The sequence below is a fragment of the Longilinea arvoryzae genome, from assembly GCF_001050235.1.
GTDB lineage: Bacteria > Chloroflexota > Anaerolineae > Anaerolineales > Anaerolineaceae > Longilinea > Longilinea arvoryzae.
On the sequence record NZ_DF967972.1, the window covers coordinates 1,990,342 to 2,012,327 of the forward strand.

The 21,986-nt window shown below is 57.9% G+C and carries 19 protein-coding genes; 14 read left to right on the forward strand and 5 right to left on the reverse strand.

Annotated features, from left to right (window positions below):
• The first annotated feature begins 26 nt into the window (after positions 1 to 26).
• From LARV_RS08870 to LARV_RS08915, 11 genes are all read left to right on the forward strand, one after another.
• Positions 27 to 2,087 carry a heme lyase CcmF/NrfE family subunit gene (locus tag LARV_RS08870; protein WP_075073298.1) on the forward strand — a complete coding sequence of 687 codons (2,061 nt, stop codon included), beginning with the start codon at positions 27 to 29 and terminating at the stop codon, positions 2,085 to 2,087.
• A gap of 89 nt (positions 2,088 to 2,176) precedes the next feature.
• Positions 2,177 to 2,707, forward strand: a complete 531-nt coding sequence (locus tag LARV_RS08875; protein ID WP_075073299.1) for a cytochrome c-type biogenesis protein — start codon at positions 2,177 to 2,179, stop codon at positions 2,705 to 2,707.
• Positions 2,708 to 2,731: 24 nt separating this feature from the next.
• The gene (locus LARV_RS08880; protein WP_075073300.1) at positions 2,732 to 3,304 is read left to right on the forward strand and encodes a TlpA family protein disulfide reductase; all 573 of its coding nucleotides are present in this window, start codon (positions 2,732 to 2,734) and stop codon (positions 3,302 to 3,304) included.
• Between the two features lie 27 nt (positions 3,305 to 3,331).
• Complete coding sequence (locus tag LARV_RS08885) at positions 3,332 to 3,865, forward strand: zinc ribbon domain-containing protein (RefSeq protein WP_075073301.1); 534 nt, start codon at positions 3,332 to 3,334, stop codon at positions 3,863 to 3,865.
• Between the two features lie 10 nt (positions 3,866 to 3,875).
• On the forward strand, positions 3,876 to 5,798 hold the full coding sequence (locus tag LARV_RS08890; protein ID WP_075073302.1) for a c-type cytochrome: 1,923 nt from the start codon (positions 3,876 to 3,878) through the stop codon (positions 5,796 to 5,798).
• A complete protein-coding gene (gene ccmA, locus LARV_RS08895) occupies positions 5,795 to 6,526 on the forward strand; it encodes a heme ABC exporter ATP-binding protein CcmA (RefSeq protein ID WP_075073303.1) in 732 nt (243 codons plus the stop codon). Before LARV_RS08890 ends, ccmA begins: the two co-directional genes overlap by 4 nt.
• Complete coding sequence (locus LARV_RS08900) at positions 6,523 to 7,206, forward strand: heme exporter protein CcmB (RefSeq protein ID WP_075073304.1); 684 nt, start codon at positions 6,523 to 6,525, stop codon at positions 7,204 to 7,206. Before ccmA ends, LARV_RS08900 begins: the two co-directional genes overlap by 4 nt.
• A 47-nt stretch (positions 7,207 to 7,253) precedes the next feature.
• The gene (locus tag LARV_RS08905; RefSeq protein ID WP_075073305.1) at positions 7,254 to 7,952 is read left to right on the forward strand and encodes a cytochrome c biogenesis protein; all 699 of its coding nucleotides are present in this window, start codon (positions 7,254 to 7,256) and stop codon (positions 7,950 to 7,952) included.
• 12 nt (positions 7,953 to 7,964) lie between these two features.
• On the forward strand, positions 7,965 to 8,123 hold the full coding sequence (locus LARV_RS20355; RefSeq protein ID WP_236709945.1) for a hypothetical protein: 159 nt from the start codon (positions 7,965 to 7,967) through the stop codon (positions 8,121 to 8,123).
• A 142-nt stretch (positions 8,124 to 8,265) separates the two neighbouring features.
• The gene (locus LARV_RS08910; RefSeq protein ID WP_075073306.1) at positions 8,266 to 9,414 is read left to right on the forward strand and encodes an NBR1-Ig-like domain-containing protein; all 1,149 of its coding nucleotides are present in this window, start codon (positions 8,266 to 8,268) and stop codon (positions 9,412 to 9,414) included.
• 134 nt (positions 9,415 to 9,548) lie between these two features.
• Positions 9,549 to 10,604, forward strand: coding sequence for a hypothetical protein (locus tag LARV_RS08915; protein WP_075073307.1), 1,056 nt, complete (start codon positions 9,549 to 9,551; stop codon positions 10,602 to 10,604).
• Positions 10,605 to 10,721: 117 nt separating this feature from the next.
• Here LARV_RS08915 and LARV_RS08920 read toward each other — a convergent pair whose 3' ends face one another.
• On the reverse strand, positions 10,722 to 11,819 hold the full coding sequence (locus LARV_RS08920) for a C45 family autoproteolytic acyltransferase/hydolase (RefSeq protein ID WP_075073308.1): 1,098 nt from the start codon (positions 11,817 to 11,819) through the stop codon (positions 10,722 to 10,724).
• Between the two features lie 84 nt (positions 11,820 to 11,903).
• The gene (locus LARV_RS08925; protein ID WP_172797825.1) at positions 11,904 to 12,782 is read right to left on the reverse strand and encodes an AraC family transcriptional regulator; all 879 of its coding nucleotides are present in this window, start codon (positions 12,780 to 12,782) and stop codon (positions 11,904 to 11,906) included.
• Between the two features lie 378 nt (positions 12,783 to 13,160).
• Here LARV_RS08925 and LARV_RS08930 point away from each other — a divergent pair, with 378 nt between their 5' ends.
• From LARV_RS08930 to priA, 3 genes are all read left to right on the forward strand, one after another.
• On the forward strand, positions 13,161 to 14,378 hold the full coding sequence (locus tag LARV_RS08930; RefSeq protein WP_075073310.1) for a M23 family metallopeptidase: 1,218 nt from the start codon (positions 13,161 to 13,163) through the stop codon (positions 14,376 to 14,378).
• Between the two features lie 218 nt (positions 14,379 to 14,596).
• Positions 14,597 to 15,445: an AmmeMemoRadiSam system protein B gene (gene amrB, locus LARV_RS08935; protein WP_075073311.1), complete on the forward strand. Its 849-nt coding sequence runs from the start codon at positions 14,597 to 14,599 to the stop codon at positions 15,443 to 15,445.
• Positions 15,442 to 17,967 (forward strand): primosomal protein N', encoded by a 2,526-nt coding sequence (gene priA, locus LARV_RS08940; protein ID WP_075073312.1) that lies wholly within the window; start codon positions 15,442 to 15,444, stop codon positions 17,965 to 17,967. The genes amrB and priA overlap by 4 nt, the downstream gene beginning before the upstream one ends.
• A gap of 76 nt (positions 17,968 to 18,043) precedes the next feature.
• On the opposite strand, the gene LARV_RS08945 is transcribed toward priA, so the two are convergent.
• The 3 genes from LARV_RS08945 to LARV_RS08955 all read right to left on the reverse strand — a co-directional run bounded on the left by LARV_RS08945 (position 18,044) and on the right by LARV_RS08955 (position 21,838).
• Complete coding sequence (locus LARV_RS08945; RefSeq protein ID WP_152031759.1) at positions 18,044 to 19,033, reverse strand: peptidoglycan DD-metalloendopeptidase family protein; 990 nt, start codon at positions 19,031 to 19,033, stop codon at positions 18,044 to 18,046.
• A gap of 104 nt (positions 19,034 to 19,137) precedes the next feature.
• Positions 19,138 to 20,412 (reverse strand): transcription termination factor Rho, encoded by a 1,275-nt coding sequence (gene rho, locus LARV_RS08950; protein ID WP_075073314.1) that lies wholly within the window; start codon positions 20,410 to 20,412, stop codon positions 19,138 to 19,140.
• 313 nt (positions 20,413 to 20,725) lie between these two features.
• Positions 20,726 to 21,838 carry an NBR1-Ig-like domain-containing protein gene (locus LARV_RS08955; protein WP_172797826.1) on the reverse strand — a complete coding sequence of 371 codons (1,113 nt, stop codon included), beginning with the start codon at positions 21,836 to 21,838 and terminating at the stop codon, positions 20,726 to 20,728.
• Positions 21,839 to 21,986: the final 148 nt, after the last annotated feature.

The window sequence follows — 21,986 nt, forward strand, 5'->3', positions numbered from 1 at the left end:
CTTAGATTAATTGGAGAGAGCAAAGCATGCTGGCGGATTTTGGTTTTGGAGCGCTGGTAATCACCTTTCTGGTTGCGTTGTTTGGCATTGGAGCTGCGGTTTACGGGGGCTTAAAGAACTCCAATCGTTGGGTAGAAAGCGCCCGCCTGGCAATGCTTTTGACTTTCCCTTTGATCACATTGACGGCCTTGAGCATTATCATCCTGCTCGTCACCCGCCAGTATCAAATTCAATATGTTTATAACGTTACCAGCGACAGCATGCCCTTATACCTGAAGGTCACGGCACTCTGGGGTGGGCAGGCGGGTTCGCTGGTTTTATGGTCGTGGTTGATGTCGGCCTTCGCCGCCGCGGTCACGCTCCGGCGTTGGGATCGCGACCGCGAATTCCTGCCCTGGGTGATCGTGGTCTCCTTAGTGACGCTGGCTTTTTTCCTGGGCCTGTCCATTTTCGTCGAGAACCCGTTCGAGCGTTTCTGGCTGAGCAGCAGTGGGCGCGAAATCGTAGCCCTGTTCCAGCCGGCCGGCGCTACGATACTCGCGCCATCGGACGGCCGGGGTTTGAATCCGTTGTTGCGTCACCCGGGCATGATCATTCATCCACCCATGCTGTACCTTGGATTCGTATCGTTCGTCATTCCTTACGCCTTCGCGATCGCCGCGCTGGTGACGGGACGATCCGACGATCGTTGGATTCGAGTGACCCGCCGCTGGACGCTGGTTGCCTGGCTGTTCCTCTCCCTGGGGTTGGTTTTGGGCAGCCGTTGGGCCTATGACGTGTTGGGCTGGGGCGGTTATTGGGGCTGGGACCCGGTGGAAATCGCCGCCTTTTTGCCCTGGCTGAGCGGAACGGCATTCCTGCACTCCGTGATGATCCAGGAAAAACGCGGCATGTTCAAACGCTGGAACATGGTGCTGGTGATCGTAACTTATTCGCTGGTCATCTTCGGCACATTCCTGACGCGTTCGGGCGTACTTTCATCGGTGCATGCCTTCGCCCAGAGTGCGATCGGTCCGCTGTTTTTCGGTTTCATCGGCATCACATTCATTGCGTCCCTGGCGCTGCTGCTGATCCGCTGGAACGATCTTCACTCCGGCGGCGAACTGACATCCATGCTCTCGCGCGAATCGCTTTTCCTGCTGAACAATCTTCTGTTCATGCTGATCGTTCTGGTATGCTTCTGGGGGTTGATCTATCCACTGGTTTCGGAGTTGTTCACCGGCCAGAAGGTGACCTTTGGGCCGCCCTGGTATGAACGCACGACCGGGCCCCTGTTTGCCGGTTTGCTGTTACTAATGGGTGTCGCGCCGCTCTCGGCCTGGGGACATTCCACCATCAAAACCCTGGGGCGAGCCATCTGGAAACCGGCCATCGTCTCGATCCTGGTATTGATCGCCGTCATCGCATTTGGAATCCGGTCGGCGGGCGCCCTGCTGGCCTTCTGGCTGGTTGCCTTTGTAATTTCCGTCACCGTGTATGATTACGGCCGCGCGGTTTGGGCGCGCCACCGCCGCACGCAGGAAGCCCTGCCGTTGGCCCTGTGGAAACTGGCCGGGCGCAACCGCCGGCGCTACGGCGGTTACATCATCCATCTGGGCATCGTCCTGATGTCGCTGGGTGTGATCGGCATCGAAATGTTCCAAACCCAGACCCAGGGGACGCTGAAAACCGGCGAGAGCATGTCGCTTTCGGGGTACACGGTCACTTTTCGCAGCCTGGCCGAATGGAACAACCCGGACGGCCGCAACATTGCCCGGGCGGTGGTGGATGTTTATAAGGACGGCACATATCTGGGCCAGCTCACCCCGCGGCGCGATTTTTATTTCGACGCCCAGCAATCCATGACCATTCCGGGTATGCGCAGCACCATGGACGATGACCTGTACCTGATTCTGGTGGATTGGGAGGAGTTCAATACCAACCAGGCCACGTTCAAGCTGTATCACAACCCGTTGGTCAACTGGCTGTGGTTGGGCGGATTTGTGCTCATTCTGGGGACCCTGGTGGCCGCCTGGCCTGATCCAGAACCGGAAACGGTTCGCCGACGAGAGGCTCGAAAGACAACAGCACAGGTCACCGTGGGATGATGGCGCCCGCCCTATTTTCATCCAGACTCCATGCAGGGCTTATGTAATATTTCTGTAATTCTTACACCTTCACGAGGTTGGCAGGCAAGATGCTTCAAAGAACTGAAAATAACCGGTTGAACCGCCTGAAAATTCTGGCGCTGGCAGGCCTGGTGGCGCTGGCGCTCGGGTTGATATTTGCGGGCAAAGTATTGGCGCAGGATCCGCAGCCGCCAACGGATGACCAGGTCAACGCGGTGGCGAAGGAATTATATTGCCCGGTGTGCGAGAATATTCCGTTGGACGTCTGCCCCACCCCGGCCTGCGCGCAATGGCGCGACCTGATCCGGCTGAAACTCTCCCAGGGCTGGTCGGCGGATGAGATTCGCAACTATTTCGCCGAGCAATACGGCGATCGGGTGCTGGCTGCGCCGCCCGTTCGAGGTTTCAATTGGGTCTTTTACGTCTTGCTGGGAGTTCTGTTGGTCCTGGCGCTGTTGGTTTATGCGAGCGTGATGCGTAAAATTAGATCGAAAACGTCCGCGATCGAGAAGAAACTTCCTCTCGAACCCAATGGAACCCGGGATGAATATCTGGAGCGGATCGAGGAAGAACTACAACGCCGTGAGAAGAAAGGCTAATCCGGAGAGGAGTGGGTAATTTGGATGGATACTAACGTGGAAAATCCCCAGGAGACGCAACCTTCCCCCCGCCGCAACCTGCCGCGCTGGGTGATCCTACTCTCTTTCACCGTGCTGTTGGCTTTTTTGGCTCTCATCGGCATTGGCTTGCGTCGCGTACAGGCTGGCCCAATCGTGATCGGGCAAAAGGTGCCCGATTTTTCCATGGTCACCTTTGACGGACAGACGCATGACCTATCCGATTTCAAGGGAAAGGTCGTGGTGCTCAATTTCTGGGCATCCTGGTGCGCGCCCTGTTCGCAGGAAGCCGCTGAACTGGAGCAGGCCTGGCAGTATTACAAACCCGGGAATGAAGTGATTTTTCTGGGCGTCGATTATACCGACACTGAACCGGAAGCGCTATCTTATCTGGCGAAATACAGCATCAGCTACCCGAACGCGCCGGATTTACGCACGATCATCTCCCAAATGTTCCGCATCACAGGGGTGCCGGAAACGTATTTTATCGACCGTGATGGCAACCTGGCCTATGTCAAGAAAGGCCCCTTTGCTTCCATGACCGAAATTCAGGCCGCGATCGATGATCTCCTTAAGTAGGCAGGGTCCGATTAACAGGAAGAACTTATGGATATTGGCTCGCTTTTTCTCATCCTCGCATTAGCTCTGGCCGTGATTTTTTTCATCGCTCAACCTTTCTTCAAATCCGAAGAGAAAAAAGGCCCGGCTGTCAAAGAAGCAATTGAAACTCGCGAGCATCTCCGCTCGGCGCTGCTGGCTGAGGAAGAACAAGTTCTGGACGCGCTGCAGGAATTGGATTTTGACGACGCGCTGGGAAAAATTCCGGCTGAGGATTATCCGGCGCAACGGATCAGCCTGCTGAACCAGGGCGCGAACGTGATGCGCCAATTGGATCAGATAGAGGAGCGCGACGTCACCCAGAGCGCAGAGGACAGGCTCGAAGCCGCCATCGCCGCCCGGCGCGCAGATACGCAGGCGAATGCCGGCGCCGCCGGAATTGGCGCCCGGGATGCCATCGAGGACCGGATTGCAACGCGCCGCCGCGCGCGGGAGGAGAAATCCGTGGGCTTCTGCACCAAATGCGGCCACCCATTGCAGAAATCGGATAAATTCTGCCCAAAGTGCGGCACAGCCTTATGACGGGGGAGTCATGAAGCGTTCTTTTATTTTCTCGGCAATCATTGCGCTGGTTTTTCTTTCGGCCTGCTCGCTGGCCGAGGATGTCACCCCGCCGCCCGATTATCAGGCGCCGACCCCTTCGAGCGTGGAAACGGTTTACCCGATCGTCCCACCCGACCCGGAGCGCGGCGCGGAAATATTTGCCGAGAAATGCGCACCCTGTCATGGGGATGTGGGGCGCGGGAACGGGACGATGGCGTCCAATCTTTCGGTGGAGGTCCCGGCCATTGGGCGTTCGGAAGTTGCCCTGGGGGCGCGCCCCGTCGAATGGTACGCTGTGGTCACCAATGGGCGGATGGAACGCAGCATGCCGCCCTTCAATTCTTTGACCGATCGCGATCGCTGGGACGTGGTGGCGTATGCGCTTTCGCTGCACGTGACCCAGGGCGAATTGGATTCGGCCAGGGTCTTATACGAACAAGCGTGCCAGAGTTGCCACGGCGTACAGGGCAAGGGGGACGGCGCTCAGGCGGCCGGGATGACCGTGCCGGATTGGTCTCAGCCGGAACGGCTGGCGCTGCGATCAGAAGAGGAATTGTTCCAAACGATTACAACCGGCGCTGGCGAGATGCCGGCTTACCGCGATACACTCACCGATGCGCAGCGCCTTGGGCTGGCAGCCTATGTGCGCTCGCTGACTTTCGCGTCGCCTGGCATTCGGGCCGAAGCTGCCCCGACCACCACGCCCGAGCCAACCCTTACCCCGACCGTCAAACCATCTCTCTCGAGCATGGGCGCAACGCCTTTGGGCAGTACAACCGCGACGCTGGAAGTTACCCCCGACCAACCTCAAAAAACAACCATTTTCGGCACCCTTAAGAATGCGTCCGGCGGCGGATTCCCGGACGGTTTGGAGGCGACCCTGCATGCCTATGATGATATGCAGGCCGCGTTCACGCTGACCGCGCCGGTGAAGGCGGACGGCAGTTATCAATTCACGGATGTCGAACTGGCCGATAACCGCGTGTTCATGGTGACGGTAAATGTCGAAGGGGTGGATTACAATTCGGATCCCCTGCACAGCAAAGACATCTCCGTGGACCAGGCGCCGGAACTGCCGATCACGATCTACGAGGTCAGCAATGATGTGGCGCTCTTGCGCGGCGATCGCCTGCACGTCTTCTTCGATTTTACCGATCCGAAGATGGTGCAGGTGGTGGAATTGATGATCTTCAGCAATCCAAGTCAGCAGGTCGTCGCACCGGCAGCGGGCAGTACGACGCTTCTGAATTTCAAACTTCCGGCAGGCGCAACCGATATTCAATTTCAGGACGGAACGCTGGGCGACGGCACCTACATTCAAACGGCGGATGGCTTTGGCGTCGCCCAGGCTTATACGCCAGCCGAAGGGTATCAGGTTCTTTTTGCCTACAATTTGCCCTATACACACAAGGGCGATTTCGAACTGGACGTCCCCATCGATGTCGCCGAAGCAATTGTGATGCTGCCCCAACAGGGCGTGCGCATGAAGAGCAGCCAGTTGACGGACGCCGGCTCGCGCACAGTACAGGACATCGATCTGGAGTTGTTTACCGGCGCCAATCTCTCGCCGACCTCTCCGTTGAAATTGAGCCTGAGCGGGCGTCCCAGGCAGGGAGCCCAGGTCAGTTCCGGTTCCACGACCACGCTGGTGATCGGCATCGGTGCGTTTGGATTGGTGGGCGCAGCGGCCGGGATTTATTTCCTTCGCCGCCGGAAGGCCCGGAATTCACATCAGATCGAAATTTTAAAGGATGAAACCCCCGAGACATTGATGGATGCCATCATCGCCCTGGACGATCAGCGCCGCACAGGTGAATTAAATGAAGAAGCCTATCTTAGCCGGCGCAGTGAACTCAAGCAGCGATTGGAGCAGGCCCTCAACTCGAAAGACCCCGGGAAAGGCGCTGAATGATCGAGGTGCGCTCGCTGGTAAAACGGTTTGGCCCGAAAACCGTGCTGCGCGGCCTGGATTTTTCGGTGGCCCAGGGAGAATTCGTGGCCCTGTTGGGACCCAACGGCGCAGGCAAGACCACGTTTTTACGCATTCTGGCTTCGCTTTCCCGGCAGTCTTTGGGGGAGGTGAAGATCGCCGGATTTTCGCTGCCGGAGCAATCGGCTGCCGTGCGGCGGCGGCTGGGCGTGGTTTCGCATCTGCCGCTGCTTTACGGAGATCTGAGCGCGGAAGAGAATCTGCGCTTCTACGGCCGCATGTACGGCGTTCCAAACCTGTATGCGCGCATCACCGAAGTGTTGGAACTGGTCGGGCTGACCGCCCGGCGGCGCGATCTGGTGCGGACTTTCTCGCGCGGCATGCAGCAGCGCCTGGCGATTGGACGGGCCATTCTTCACGACCCCGAAGTGCTCCTGCTGGATGAACCGCACACCGGCCTGGACCAGGATGCTTGCGGCATGCTGGATGAGGTGCTGCGCCAGGTGGCCGTTCGCGGCCGGACTGTGGTGATGACTTCGCATGACCTGGCGCGGGCCCAGGACCTGGCCTCGCGGTTCGATATCCTGACCCGCGGGCGCATTCAGGCCTCGGTGCAGCAATCCGACCTGGTTGTGGACGGCCTGTTATCGTTCTACCGCAAAACCCTGGAAGCGGGCGCGTCCGTTCAACGCGAGGGGAGAGCGCTATGAATCAGGTGACTCCCTTCCTGCGCGCGATGGGCGCCGTGGTGTGGAAGGACCTGGCCGCCGAATGGCGCAGCCGGGAAATGCTCTCGGCCATGCTGGTCTTTGCCCTGCTGGTTATTCTGATTTTTAATTTCGCCCTGGAACTCGATCCGGTCGGAAGAGCCAACATCACCTCCGGTATTTTGTGGGTGACCTTCACCTTCGCCGGCACGCTGGGACTGAATCGTTCCATGGCGGTCGAAAAAGATCGCGGCTGCCTGGACGGGCTGCTGCTTGCGCCGGTGGACCGCACGGCTATCTATTTCGGCAAGGCGCTCGCGAACTGGATTTTCATGCTCTCGGTGGCGGTCATCGTTTTGCCGGTATACAGTGTGCTCTACAATATCAATTTGTTTCAACCCGGCTTGCTGCTGGTGATTGTTTTGGGCTCCGAAGGGTACGTGGCGATCGGAACATTGCTGTCGACCATGACCGTGCAGACGCGAACGCGGGATATTTTGCTGCCCATTTTGCTCTTCCCGGTGGTCATCCCGGTGGTCGTGGCGGCTGTGAAGGCTTCCGGCAATTTCCTGGCCGGGTTGGAAATGACGGAAATTCAGCCCTGGCTGAATTTATTGATCGTCTACGATGTGGTTTTCACATGCGTGGCTTTCATGGTTTTCGATGCGGTGGTTGAGGAATAAGCCTCATTTCTTCTCTCGATGAGCATCGCTTGACAGGAGGAATTTGAATGACGGCGCAACCGAAATCATTACGGGTTTTGAATGGGGTAACGGCGCTGCTGTTGGCTGCCGCAACCCTGATGGTCTTTCTGTACGCGCCCACCGAGGCGGTGATGGGCCTGGTGCAGAAGGTCTTTTATTTCCACGTGGCATCGGGTTGGACCGGTATGCTCGGCTTTTTGGTGGCATTCGTCGCGGGCATCGCCTACCTGATCACCCACAAACGCAGTTGGGATATCGTCGGCATGGCCGGGGTTGAAATTGGCCTGGTGTTCATGCTGATCTGCATCATCACCGGCTCGATCTGGGCGCGCCCGATCTGGAATACCTGGTGGACCTGGGACCCGCGCCTCACGACGGCAACCATCATGGAGCTGGTCTATGCGGCCTACCTGATGCTGCGGCAGGGGGTCGAAGATCCCGACCGGCGGGCGCGATTCGGGGCCGTATATGCCATCATTGGCTTTTTAAGCGTGCCGCTGACCTTCTTTTCGATTCGCATTTTCCGCACCATCCACCCGGTGGTGATCGGCGGCAGCGACCCTTCGGCCACGGGGTCGTTCGATATGACGGCCAGGATGCTGCAAACCTTCATGTTCAGCCTGCTGACTTTCTCCGTATTGTTCGCGAACGCGCTGTGGCACCGTATTCGCCTGGGCAAGTTCGCTGATCAGGTCGATCAAATGAAAATGAAATGGATGGACTGAGAAGAAAGGAAAATGACGATGGAAGGACCTGCCGACACCCTGACGTACATGATCGCCGGTTACGCGGTCATATTTGGCGTCATGCTGATCTATCTGGTCAGCCTGATCCTGCGCTGGAAGAACCTGCGTAAAGACATCGAGGTCTTGAAGGACCTGGAAAAGAAAGACTAAATCCATATTCCCGGATCGAGATTTCATCGAGCGGACAGACAACTGTCCGCTCGATTTTTTCGTATACTAAATATATAAATTATTGGGAACTTTATCCGATGAAGAACCGTCAATAGGACATCAACACAAAGGAGTCTGCGAGATGAGTAAGAAATTTGTCCTGATGCTATCGGTCTCTTTATTGGTCTTGTTGGCTTTGGCGGCCTGTATTCCCGGAATGCAGCCGGCCGCGACATTGAGCCCTGAATTGATTGGCACGCTTTCCGCCCAAACCGTTGTGGCGCGTTTGACGGAAATTGCTCGCCAGACCCCTGAGACTTTGCCCACTCAGGAGCCGGTCGTGGCTTCGCCAACAGTTCAGGTGATCACCCCGACCCCGACCAACACTTCCATTCCGCCCACCATTACGCCCATCCCGCCGACGGCGACGCCCAGCCTTCCGTGCAACGCCGCCCAATTCGTCAAGGATGTCACTGTTTCAGACGGCAGTGTGTTCAAACCCGGCCAGACCTTCACGAAGACCTGGCGGATCAAGAACATCGGAAGCTGCAACTGGTCGGCGGATTATTCGATCGTGTTCGTCAGCGGCAACGCCATGTCCGGCCCATCCTCCGTCAATATCAACGCCACGGTCCGGCCGGGTGAGATGATTGACCTTTCGGTGAACCTGACCGCGCCGAGCAATACCGGCGACTACACCGGCAACTGGGCGCTGCGTACGTCCAGCGGCACGATCTTCGGCATCGGCCAGAGCCATGAAGAAAGCTTCTGGGTCAAGATCACCGTCAAGGTAGCCGATACCATTGTTTATAACCTGGCCGACAAGGGCTGCGATGCCAGTTGGAAATCGACCGTCGGCGGCCTGACCTGCCCAGGATCGGAAGATCTGACCAATGGCTTTGTCAGCAAGGTAAACGGTCCCAATACCGAAACCGGCCAGGAAAATGAGGCCGCACTGGTGGTGGCGCCGAGCGCGGGCGACGGCGGCTACATCGAAGGACGCTTCCCGAACTTCAAGATCCAGAATGGGGACCATTTCAAAACGGTCATCGGCTGCATGGCTTCCAGCCCGAAATGCGACGTGATGTTCCAGGTGAACATCTCCGTGGAAGGCGGCGCCGTGCAAAGTCTGGGCTCGTGGACGCAGACTTCGGATAAGAGCCTGCAAAAGATCGATCTGGACCTGAGCGCTTACAAGGACAAGAACGTGTCGATCATCTTGAAAGTGCTCAACAACGGCAAGGCGGAAGACGACCGCGCCTTCTGGCTGCTGCCCCGCATCCTGAGGTAATTTCGAACTGAAAAGGCTGCCTATCGAAACCGCACACCAGCCCGGGCAGCCTTATTTTGATCGAATTAGTAGATATTTATGCCTTGTTTTGCTATACTGAATTCAATCAGAGGGATTGAATCAAGGAGATCGAAATGAGCAACCGAAATATTGGCACAAAATGGGGCTGGCTGCGGAATGGATTGCAACTGGCGTTCGTTTTTGTCCTCATTGCGGGATTAGCGCTGGTGCAGACGCCCTTTACCGCGCAGGCGGCGACAATCCCAACCTTCGACATCGTCAAGGTGGTGGTGGATGACAGCGTGACCATTCGCACCCATAACTTCCCGGCGAACATGACTTTCACCGTGCGCATGGGAAAGATCGGCACCCGGGCGATCGGCGGCATCGAAATCACCAAGACCGATTCCGGCAAAGGCGGAAGCTTCGATGTGACCTATAAGATTCCGGCGGATCTCAAGGGTCTGGCGCAGATTGCGATCCGCATGGACGGCAGTCTGGGATACTATGCCTACAACTGGTTCTACAACAAGACCAGCACCAGCACCACGGCCACCCCGGTTCCTTCGGGTCCCATTCCCACGTTCAGCATCAGCGCGGTGGTGAAAGACGACAGCGTGACCATCAAGACCAGCAACTTCCCGGCCAACCGGACCTTCACCGTGTTGATGGGCAAGATTGGAACCCGGGCGGTCGGTGGGGTGGAAGTCGGGAAGACCGACTCTGGCAAGGGCGGTTCATTCGAGGCCACATACAAGATCCCAGCCTCGCTCAAGGGACTCTCGCAGATCGCCATCCGGATGGATTCATCGCCTTACTTTGCCTATAACTGGTTCTATAACAGTTCGACGGGCACCGGCGGCACGGGCGGCGTAACGCCCACACCCATTCCCGGTTACACGGGCTACCCGACCTTCAGCATTATCGGGGTCGACCGCGACAATACGGTCACCATCCGCGCCAAGAACCTGCCGCCCCACGTGACCTTTACGGTGCGCATGGGCAAGTACGGTACGCTGGGCCTGGGTGGGACGCAGGTGGCTACCACCGATTCGGGCGCGGGCGGGTCGATGGATGTAACCTACACCATCCCCTCCGGCCTGAAGGGATTGGATCGCATTGCCATCCGCATGGACAGCGCCCCCGGTTACTTCGCCTATAACTGGTTCTGGAACAACGACGCGCCTTAGAAGTCCTTGAATTCTCCGCCCTCCCGGCTGTTGCCGGGAGGGCGAGTTCATTCTACGACTGGATTTACGATGAGGAGCAGCCGGTAAGAATTCCTGTCTGCGCGACGGATGGTTCAGCTATCCCCAAAACTGAGCGAAGCCGTCAGCCTGGGGCAGCTCAACCGGGAAGACCTGGACTTCGGCGGGTTGCTCGAAAGTGAAGGTATGCTTTTCGTTGACTGCCGGCGAACCAAAGCAGATTTCGATGCTGCCGTTCATCGGATCGGCGATAAAACTGTATAGGGTGCCGAAGTATTCCTTATAGAAATGATTGCACAGTCCCTGCGGGTAACGCCCGGCGAGCAGCGCGCGAATGTCATCGTGGGTGATGGACGGCGCGCGCTGCGCGATCAGGTCGAGCATCAACTGCCTGCGCACCTGTGAATTGGACATCACCGGTTGAGAATAGCGCGCCAGTTCGGGGCTGGTGTAGTGGTTGGTCGCGCAAACGAATGGATCGGCATGTTCGACGGCCAGTTCTTTGCCGTGTACTTCGACCTTCGCAGCCTGTCCTTTCTTATCGGCCAGGATGAGAATCGGATTCCCGCCGCAGGGGATCTGACGCAGCCACTGCAGGGCTTCGCTTACATCGCTGCAGTTCTCCAGCAGCGAGCGCACCACCGCCCAGAATTGCAATCCCTTTTGCAATGGCGGGGTCATTCCAGGTTTATTGCTCACCGGGATTCCTCCGGCCGACATGGTGACCACCAGACCACGGTCATTCATCCCGTCTGCCCGGCCCAACAGAAGGGTCGAAAAAGCCAGGTGGCTGTACTTGCCCTGCAGACGGGTCAGGCACAGGCGCATATCCTCGGTTTCGGGACTGAAGTCGTAATTGCGCCCGACCAACGTCCTCCCGCACCGGGTGATCTGGGGCAGCAATGCAAAGTGGCTGCAATGAATCGGCTTGAGGTAGGTGTGCAGGTGATAAATAATCTGCCCCGGGGCAACGCTCAACCCGTCGGCGATGCCCTGCACTTCCTCCAACAACCCCGGACAGAATTGAAGGTACAGCGCAGCGATCTCCGCGTAGTTCGAATCGATCCATTCTTGTGGGGTGGATGTGAAAAATGTGCGTAGCGCCGGGTCGGTTTGTACAAAGGCAGCCTGCTGCTGTCCGATCTGGTAAGAAGTCCCTGTAAGCGGGATGTAACGATACTGATAGCGTGAATCCATTGTGGTCTCCTTGTTTTTCATCAAGGATAAGCTTTTGGCAGGAGCTTCGCTTTCACTTTCTTGCCAGAATTTATGCATTTCTTGCTATATCGGGATGGGTTGAACCGGAATGCAGATATTGACATCGAACCATTGCCGCGGATGTCCTTCGGGCGTTTGCAGATAAACCTCGAAGGGCAGGCTGTTTGCCGGCTGAAAACCGGTATCCGGGAGCCAATCGTGGAATATTGCGTAATACACCTGACGCAGTTCTGCCGCCGGACTCTCGGTGTGGTAAACGGCATAACGACCGCCGGGGATGGTCAGGTTATTGACCGGCGGCGAGGCGCGCACTTCTGTTGGGGTGCTCAGACAGGCGTAATAGCGGCATTTGTTCTGGCGGGTAATCAATGGATCATCCAGCGAGATCCCGATAGCCTGGCTGCCGGAAAGATCCAGGTTCTGCATAACCGCCCAGCGGTTGAGTTTTTCCCAGGCGCGGCAAATCATGCGCATGTCGTAGCCCTCATAGCAGGAAACGTAAATTGTGTAAATATCCGGCATGTTTTTCAGGGAAACCTCGTGAATCACGTATGAATGCTCCGGAGGATCGGTCAGCAGGTTCGGATGCGCCGGCTGGTCCTTCACCGGGATACCCGCCCGATACTGGCTGGGGGTGATCCCGTACCGCTGCCGGAATGTGCGCGCAAAGATCGCCGAATTGGTGAAGCCACTTTCCAGGGCAATCTGGGTGACGCTGCGGCTGGTTTTGATCAGGTAGTTTTGGGCCATTTCCAGGCGGGTGCGCAGAACGTAATCGGCCGGCGTCTCGCCGACCAACGCAGTGAAAATGCGGTGAAAGTAAAAACTTGAAAAACCGGAGATACCGGACAGGGTATCCAGTGAAATAGGCTCGGAGATGTGCGTGGAGATATAATCGATGGCCAGATTGATGCGTTTTTGGTAAATTCTGTTCGAATCCATGCTGCGCCTGAGGGTAAACCAAAACATTCGGCGAAAAAGAGGGATCTCCTCCAGGTTGTTTTCCGCGCTTGATCTGTCAGGGGCAATTCCCCAAAACAAGTATACCGCTGACGGGCCGGTTGACTGCATATCTTTGCCCGCCGAGAAAGGGGGTCCGGCCGCGGATATTATATTATCCAGTCGAAGGGCAGCCCGGGTGGGAAACCCCGTTACCCGGGCGGGGGGAAGAATGTCTTTGTCATCCCTCATCCGTTCACCGACAACCATCATCCATTCAGACATATGAGAATTCGATGAAAATTATCCTGATAACTTTCCAGTTCGCTTGACCAACTAAAAACGCTGTGATAACATGCCTTTCATGAGGAATAATTGAAAATGATTGAACCATCGACATCGAACATTCCTGATCGATCCGATGCCGATCTGCAAAAGGAACAAGAAAATACCCCAGAGCAGCCCACGCCCCGCCGGGGATTGAATCACTGGTGGGAACAATTGGTCCGGATGGGCCTGGGTGAGGTTGCCCTGCGGGTAGGGACCGGCATCGCGTCCCTGGTCATGATCCTGGTGGTTTTGTGGGTCATGCGAAATTTTTACCTGAAGGGTGCAGTCGAAACCGCTCCCAGCGGCGCAGCAATGGCCGCCGCCCTGCCGACGGAAACTTCAGAGGTGGAAGCGCCTGCCTACGTGCTGCCGAATGAGGTGGCCATGGTTCAAGGCGTGCCACGCCTGGCATTGCTGCATACCACGCTGCCATCCCGCCCGCGTTTCGACGTGATCCAATACACGGTGGCTCAGGGCGATACGATCTTCGATATCGCCGAGAAGTTTGGGCTAAAGCCGGAGACTCTCTTGTGGGGTAACCAGCAGACGTTGGGAGACGACCCGCACCGGCTGAAAGTGGGCGTCACGCTCAACATTCTCCCCACGGATGGCGTGTATTATGAATGGCATGCCGGGGACGGGCTGAACGGCGTGGCCGAATATTTTCACGTGGACGCGGATACGATCATCTCGTGGCCGGGAAACCATCTGGATAAAGCGACGCTCGGCGATTACACCAATCCGAACATCCCGGCCGGCACCTGGCTGGTCATCCCCGGTGGACGGCGCGAGTTTGTCTCCTGGAGCGCCCCGCGCATCACACGCCAGAACCCGGGCGTGGCCAAATTGTACGGTCCCGGCGCGTGCGGCACCATCGTGGATGGGGCAGTGGGAACGGGATCGTTCATCTGGCCGACGACCAACCAATGGTTATCGGGCTATGATTTCAGCCTCGGCGCCAACCATCCCGGCATCGACATCGGCGGGCAATCCGGCAACGCCATTTACGCGGCTGACAGCGGAGTGATCGTCTACTCAGGTTGGAACGACCTGGGGTACGGTTACGTGATCGTGATCGATCACGGCAACGGCTGGCAGACCACCTACGCTCACCTCAGCCAGATCTATGCCGGCTGCGGCGCCAGCGTTACCCAGGGCGCCACCATCGGCCTGATGGGCACGACGGGCAACTCCACGGGCCCGCACCTGCACTTCGAAATGTACAACGATACCTACGGCAAGGTCAATCCGCACCAGTTCCTGCCGTAAACTGACGAATAAGTATGTGAACCTCACCTCCGGGCTGGATCGTTTCAGCCCGGAGGTGTTTTTTCTTGCCGGCGGAACCATCCGGCAGGCTCGTTCGTGAAGGACCGTGACCGTAAGCCGCTTTTGAGATATAGTTAATGCGACGGTAAAGACCGCGAGAAGAGATTGCGTATCGTTATCGTATCGAAGCGGGTTATTGGAAAGGAGTGTGGTCGATCATGGTTGCTGACGTTCGACCTTCGCCCATTGCGGGTACCTGGTACAGCGCCGATCCGCAGCGTCTGGCGCACCAGGTGGATGCGTTTTTACAATCCGCAGTTCTTCCGCCCCTGTCCGGAGAGGTGATCGGGCTGGTCAGCCCGCACGCCGGGCACCGCTATTCCGGACGCACCGCCGGGCACGCCTTTCGGGCCGTCCAGGGCCAGCACTTCGATCTGGTGGCGGTGATCAGCCCGCTGCATGGTTTCTATCCGGCCGATCTGCTCACGACCGCCCATAAGGCGTACGGCACGCCGCTGGGCACGGTCTGGGTGGACGGTGAGGTTTTGGATGCGTTGGATGAAAATATCAAGGTGATTTCGGACAAAAAAATTCAGCGGATCTCGAATGACACCGAACACTCGCTTGAAATCGAGCTGCCTTTCCTGCAACGCGCCCTGGAAGGGGAGTTCAAATTGCTGCCCGTGATGGTTCGCAGCCAGAGCAAGTCCACCGCCCGCGCGTTGGGTGAAGCGCTGGGGCGCGTGTTGGCCGGTAAACGGGCGCTGTTGGTGGCCAGCACGGATTTATCGCATTTCTATCCCGAAGAGACCGCCGACCAGTTGGACGCCGTCATGCTCAAGCAGATCGCTGATTTTTCGCCGGATGGCGTCTTTCGCGCGGAAGAAAGCGGCACAGGCTTTGCCTGCGGATATCCGGCCGTGGCCGCCGTTCTATGGGCGGCGCGCGCCCTGGGCGGCAATTCGGTTGAGATTCTCCATCACAGCACCTCGGCGGACGAAACCGGTGATCGCGGGGAAGTCGTCGGTTACGGGGCAGCCGCGATTTTGAAACAGGTTTCCGCTTGACCACCTTCGTACAGGTCGCCGTAAACGTCCCGTTGAGCGGGTCGGGTATCTACGACTATCACCTGCCGGAAGAATTGGAGGGGCGGGTGAAACCGGGCTGTCTGGTCATCGTTCCCTTTGGTAAGCGGACCGTTCAGGGGTTGGCGCTTCGCCTGACCGGTGAAAGCGCCGTGCCGGAGACCCGCCCGGTGCAGACACTGGTGGATGATCAACCGGCCCTGACCGCCGAGCAGATGAAGCTGGCGCAGTGGATGGCGGACGAGACGCTGTCGCCGCTGGCGGCGTGCATCGAACTCATGCTGCCACCTGGCCTGAGCCAGCACACCGGGACACTCTATGGCTTGAATTCGGAAAAGCTCCCTGCGGCGGCGGTGTTTACCCCGCTGCAAAACCGCCTGATCGATCTGCTGCGCCAGCGCGGACCGCTCCGGGATGGGCAGATCGATAACGCGCTGCCCAAAGTGCGCTGGCGGGAAGCCGCCGAGCCGCTGCTGCACAAGGAGATTCTCGGCTCGCAGCCGTTTTTATTGCCGCCGACGGTACAGCCCAAGCGGGCGCGCACGGTCTGGCTGACGGCTGCGCCGGAAACGCTGGCGGAGCGCCTGGAGGGGGTGGCCCGACCCGGCAGCGCTGCCCTGGAACGGCGCAAAGCAGCCCTGCGATTCCTGCAGGGCGAAGCGCTGCCCGTAGATGTGGCCTGGGTAAAGGCATCCTCCGGAGCAACGCTGGCCGACCTGCAAAGCCTCGCCGAAAAGGACCTGGTGGCTTTTGGTGAAACCGAAGTCTGGCGCGATCCATTGGAACATATGGCCCCGGTGGTGCAGCAGGCCCCGCAATTGACGGGCGGTCAGATGGAAGCCCTGGAGCGCGTGCGGGCCGGTTTACGCCAGATGGACCCATCCAATCCGCCCGCGCCTTATTTGCTGCACGGCGTGACCGGCTCGGGCAAAACGGAAATCTACTTGCAAGCCGTGGCCGAAGCCCTGCGTCAGGGACGCCAGGCGATCATTCTGGTGCCCGAGATCTCGCTCACGCCGCAGACTGTCAAGCGCTTCCTGGGGCGTTTCCCGGGCCAGGTGGGGCTGGTGCATTCGCGGCTTTCGCCGGGCGAGCGTTACGATACCTGGCGGCGAGCCCGCAGCGGGCAACTGAGCGTGATTGTCGGGCCGCGCAGCGCCCTGTTCACGCCGCTGCCGCGCCTGGGCTTGATCGTGGTGGATGAATGCCACGATGATTCATATTATCAGGACGATCAGACGCCGGTGTATCACGCCGTGCAGGCCGCCCTGGCCTACGCGCGTATCACCGGCAGCGTGGTGTTGCTGGGCTCGGCCACGCCCGAAATCGGATTGTATTACCGGGCGCAACGCGAGCATTGGAATCTGCTGGAGCTGCCGGAGCGTATTCTGGCGCACCGCCAGATTTTGGCGACCCAGGCGAGCCAATCCGGTATTTCGATGCCTGAACTGGACAACGAAGGTGAGGCCGCGTTCTTGCCGCTGCCGCCCGTTCAGGTGGTGGACATGCGCCAGGAACTTAAAGCCGGCAACCGTTCGATTTTCAGCCGGTCGTTGCAGGATTCCCTGACGCAGGTGCTGAATGCCGGTCAGCAGGCCATCCTGTTCCTCAACCGGCGCGGCTCGTCCACCTATGTATTCTGTCGGGAGTGCGGCCATGTGTTGCGCTGCCCGCGTTGTGATATGCCGCTGACCTTTCACAGCGACACCAACGATTTACGCTGCCATATCTGCAATTATCAACGCCAGATGCCGGCCTACTGTCCACAGTGCCGCAGCACTTCGATCCGGCAGTACGGCACCGGCACGGAGCGCGTCGAAAGCGAAGTTCAAAAGACGTTTCCGAATGCGCGGACCCTGCGTTGGGACGCCGAAACCACCCGCCAAAAAGGTTCGCATGAGATTTTGCTTTCCCATTTCAGCCACCATCAGGCGGATATCCTGATCGGCACCCAGATGCTGGCCAAGGGCCTGGATCTTCCGCTGGTGACGCTGGTTGGGGTGGTGCTGGCCGATGTGGGCTTGAACCTGCCGGATTACCGCACTCCGGAACGAACCTTCCAATTGCTCACCCAGGTGGCCGGGCGGGCAGGGCGCAGTCCGCTGGGTGGACGGGTCATATTGCAGACCTATCGGCCGGACCACTATGCGATTCAGTTCGCCGCGAAGCATGATTATTCCGGATTTTTGCAACACGAACTGGCCGAACGCCGCAAGATCGGATATCCGCCCTTTTCACGCCTGGTGCGCCTGGAACTGCGCCAGCGCGATCCGGCCAGCGCTGAAGCGGAAGCCCACCGGATGGCGGAGCAGTTGCAGGTTTGGATGGACCAGGAGGGTTTTACCTCCACCCGGATCATCGGTCCGGCGCCGTGCTTTTTCGCGCGCCAGAATGGGCTGTACCGCTGGCAGATCCTCCTGCGCGGGCCCGAGCCGGCGCGCCTGCTGCGCGGCAAAACCCTGGGCGAATGGCGCGTGGCGGTCGACCCGACCAGTTTGTTATAGCCCCGGTCCGGATCGAAAGAAAACAAAAACCGGCGCAATCAAATGCTGCGCCGGTTTTTGTTTTTGGTATCCCGATCTAGGGTAACACGTAATGCGGATTGATGAAGGCACCGAAGTAACGCACTTCGAAATGCAGGTGTGGGCCGGTGGAGTTGCCCGTGGAACCGGCGTAACCGATCACGTTGCCAGAATACACGCTCTGGCCGCATCTCACCTGGATCGAACTTAAGTGGCCGTAAACCGTGTGGTAGCCATTGCCGTGGTCGATCATGACCATATTGCCGTACCCACCGCTGATCCAACCGGCGTAAACCACCACGCCGCTGTCGGCTGCGTAGACATTGGCGCCTAATCCCGCGCCAATATCGATGCCCAGGTGGCCATCCCAGAAATCATTGCCCGAGATCATGTGACTGTCGGCCGGCCAGACAAATGCGCCTGACCCATATGCGCCTCCGTCTGCGATTTCACATTGTCCGGTGATGGTCTTGTTGGCGCCGGAGGACGGCCGCCAATAGGTTGGCACCAACCAGGTGCGCTGCCACTCGCGGCTGCCGCCGGGAATCATGACGTAGGATCCCACTTCCAACTTGGGGTTGGACACATCCATCTTGTTTCCCGGAAAATATAGAATCTTATCAGGCGTGGATTTATACTGCGCCGCCAGTGAATCGATGGTATCGCCATCCTTGACCTTGATATAAATGCCGTCGGCAGGTGGGATGATCAACGTATCGCCCACCGAGATCAGGTCGGGATTGTCGTTGAGGATGGCGTAATTCGCCCAAAGGATCGTCTCAGGCTTGACGTCGTATGATTTGGAGATGGCGAAGATGGAATCACCCGATTCAATGGTATATTCCGCTGCGGTCTCGCGGCTCGTATCCGAAATCACCGTGCTGAGATTTGAAATCCGCGACAGGGCATTCACCGCCGCGCCGGTCGAATAATCGGGCAAAGGCGCCGTTTTGGCGCTGTCAGCAGGGATGAACTTGTCGCCTGAGGAGGCAGCCAGTGCGGACACACCGGTTACCTGCAATAGAACCAAGACTGCGAATGCAATCATTAATGCTGCAATCCCCCAGGAAATTCTCGGAAGCCAGGTATTTACCCATAAAGAGCGATGCGCTTTTTCCGGCTCCCCGATTGGGGATTTTCCTTGCTTCAAGGTCACATATCCTCCGTGAGCGTTTCAAGAAATTCCATATTATTCTTACTTTTCGAAATACGCTGCAAAATAGCTTCGGTCGCGACAGCCGTATCCATGGCTGCGCCCTGGGGGGCGGGGGCGATCATTTGCAGGTACATGCGGCGCATCAACCAGACGCGCGGCAAAATATCCGAACCGAGCAGCAGTTCTTCGCGGCGGGTGGAGGAGCGTTCGATGTCGATGGCCGGGAAGGTCCGCCGTTCCTGTAATTTACGGGAGAGGACCAATTCCATATTGCCGGTGCCCTTGAATTCTTCGTAGACCACGTCATCCAGGCGCGAACCGGTATCCACCAACGCGGTTGCGATGATCGTCAATGAACCGCCTTCTTCGATATTGCGCGCCGCGCCAAAGAACCGTTTGGGCGGGTAGAGGGCAGACGGATCCATGCCGCCGGAGAGCGTGCGCCCGGACGGATTGACGACCAGGTTATAGGCGCGCGCCAGGCGAGTGAGCGAATCCATCAAAATGACCACATCCCGGCCAGTTTCCACCAGGCGTTTGGCGCGTTCGAGCGTGATTTCAGCGGTGCGTACGTGTGAACTGACCGGTTCGTCGAAGGTGGAAGCCACCACCTCGGCATCCACCGATCGGTCCATGTCGGTCACTTCTTCCGGCCGTTCGCCGATGAGCGCCATGATGAGATGCACCTCGGGGTACTTGGTCGAGATCGAATTGGCGAGCTGCTTGAGAATGGTGGTCTTGCCCGCCTTGGGCGGAGATACGATCATGCCGCGCTGACCGCGGCCGATCGGGGCGATCAAATTGATCAATCGCGTCGAAAGGGCTCCGCGATCGACTTCCAGGTCGAAGCGACGCTCAGGGAAAATGGGGGTCAAATTCTCGAAGCTGGGCCGGTTGTGAAGTTCTTCCGGGTTTTTGCCATTGATGGTTTCCACTTTCAGCAGACCATAATGGCGCTCGGAATCACGCGGCGGGCGGACCGCGCCGATGACCATATCGCCGTTGCGAAGCTCGTAGCGGCGCAACTGGGCCTGAGATACGTAGACATCCTCAGGCCCGATTTTATAATTGGTGCGCAGGAAACCGATGCCTTCGGGCATGATCTCCAGAATCCCACCCCGTACCTCAAGCCCTTCACGATCCGCTTCGATTTGCCGAATGCGGATGATCAGGTTTTCTTTTTTGAGGCGGTTTGCGTCAGTGACATTCAGATCCTTGGCTATCTGACGCAATGATGCCAGCGGAGCATTTTCGAGTTCAAGTATTCTCATGGAATTATATATCCGTGATTGTTGAGTGTAATTGTACCACAAGCGATATGCCAGCCATTTTCCAGGCCGGCTGAAGCGCTTATGTAATTGCGTGGTTTGGGTAAGAAAGAAGAAGTCGTTCGCTTTCCCGAAGGTTCAAAGTCCTACGGAGAAAGCCCTCTCAGAGAGGGCAGGCGACTTTGAGCATTGCGATTATATCATGCCGCAATTTGTCGCGCAAGCCAAAACTGACTGGGATTCTCTTTCGACGATGACCTCCTCAAGGGCTACCCGAGTGTTCATGCAAAACGGGCAGCGATCTTTGCCTTCCACTTTACGGTTCAAGGCGCGGCTGCAGCCAGAAAGCCTGGTCCTGATCGGAGGCGCCGTTGGATTTGACGGAAAGGACGAATTGCACCTTTTTTCCGGCCAGGGTCGAGAGATCCAGGTTGATGCGGGTGAAGTTGTGATCGTAGGTCTCGGTCCACTCGGTCAACTTGGTCTCCGAACCGCCTTCCGGAATATAAGAAAGTTGGAATTTAACATTGCAATTTGTGGCATTGTTCAGGCAGCCGATGATGGATTTGAAGTACATGCCGCTGGTGACGGTCAGCGCCGGATAGACGCCGCGAATTTCAGTGTCGGTGCCGGAGGGCGGATTGGTCCACAGGGCGGGTTCGTCCTCGGTTCCACCGGTTTCCAAAACCGGCGCATCGACCTTTATCACAAAGCCGTTGTCACTGGTCTGCCCGGGACAGTTGACGGCGCCGTTGGTCGTGCGCCATTCGGCCTTGCAGTAATTATCGACGAAGTTATAGCCGGATGCCGCGACCTTGATCTTGACCCAGAACGCCTTGGCCCCGTCGCTGCCCAGCCCAAAGACCACCCCCGAGGCATTGCGCAACTTAAAATTCGCCTGGAAAGTGCCGGCTTTGCTTGGCGCCTTGAGTGCAAGCGACACCTGAACCACTTGCTGGGGCGCGACCGACCCGTTGGTCAATTGGGTGGCGGGCGCTACTCCCATGCTCTCGCCGGTATCGAAGACCACCGCGTAACTCGAATTCCAGGTGCAGGAACCGGTATTCTTCAGCTCCCAGGTCTTGGTAAACGATTGGCCGGGATCAACCTGGGTGTCGTCCGGATAATTCACATCGCGAACGAATTCAACCCGATCACATGGAACGGAGGTGGTGGTCAGCGTGGGTGAGACGATCGTTTGTAACGCCGGCGAGGTGTTGGTGGCTGCCTGTCCCTCGGAAGTCTGAGTGGCCGGCGATTGGGTCTTGGCCTGGGCGACGGCGGTGCTCAAGGCAACCACGGTCTGGGCGGCGAAGGTGTTGAGTTGATCGGGCCCGCTGACCTGTTCGGTGGGGCGTGGAAGATTGCATGAACCCAGGAGCAATGTCAGACCGATCAGGATCGCAAGGAGCATAAATTTCTTATTCACCATGGGGTCTCCTTCCATGAGCCAACGCAGCCAGAATCAACTCCTTCCGGAAAATGCCGATAAGTTGATTATAGCCAGGTTTGCTCAATCGGGGTATATGGCGCGGATTGAAATGGATGGCATCGACAACAAGTGCAGGGAGTTCTCG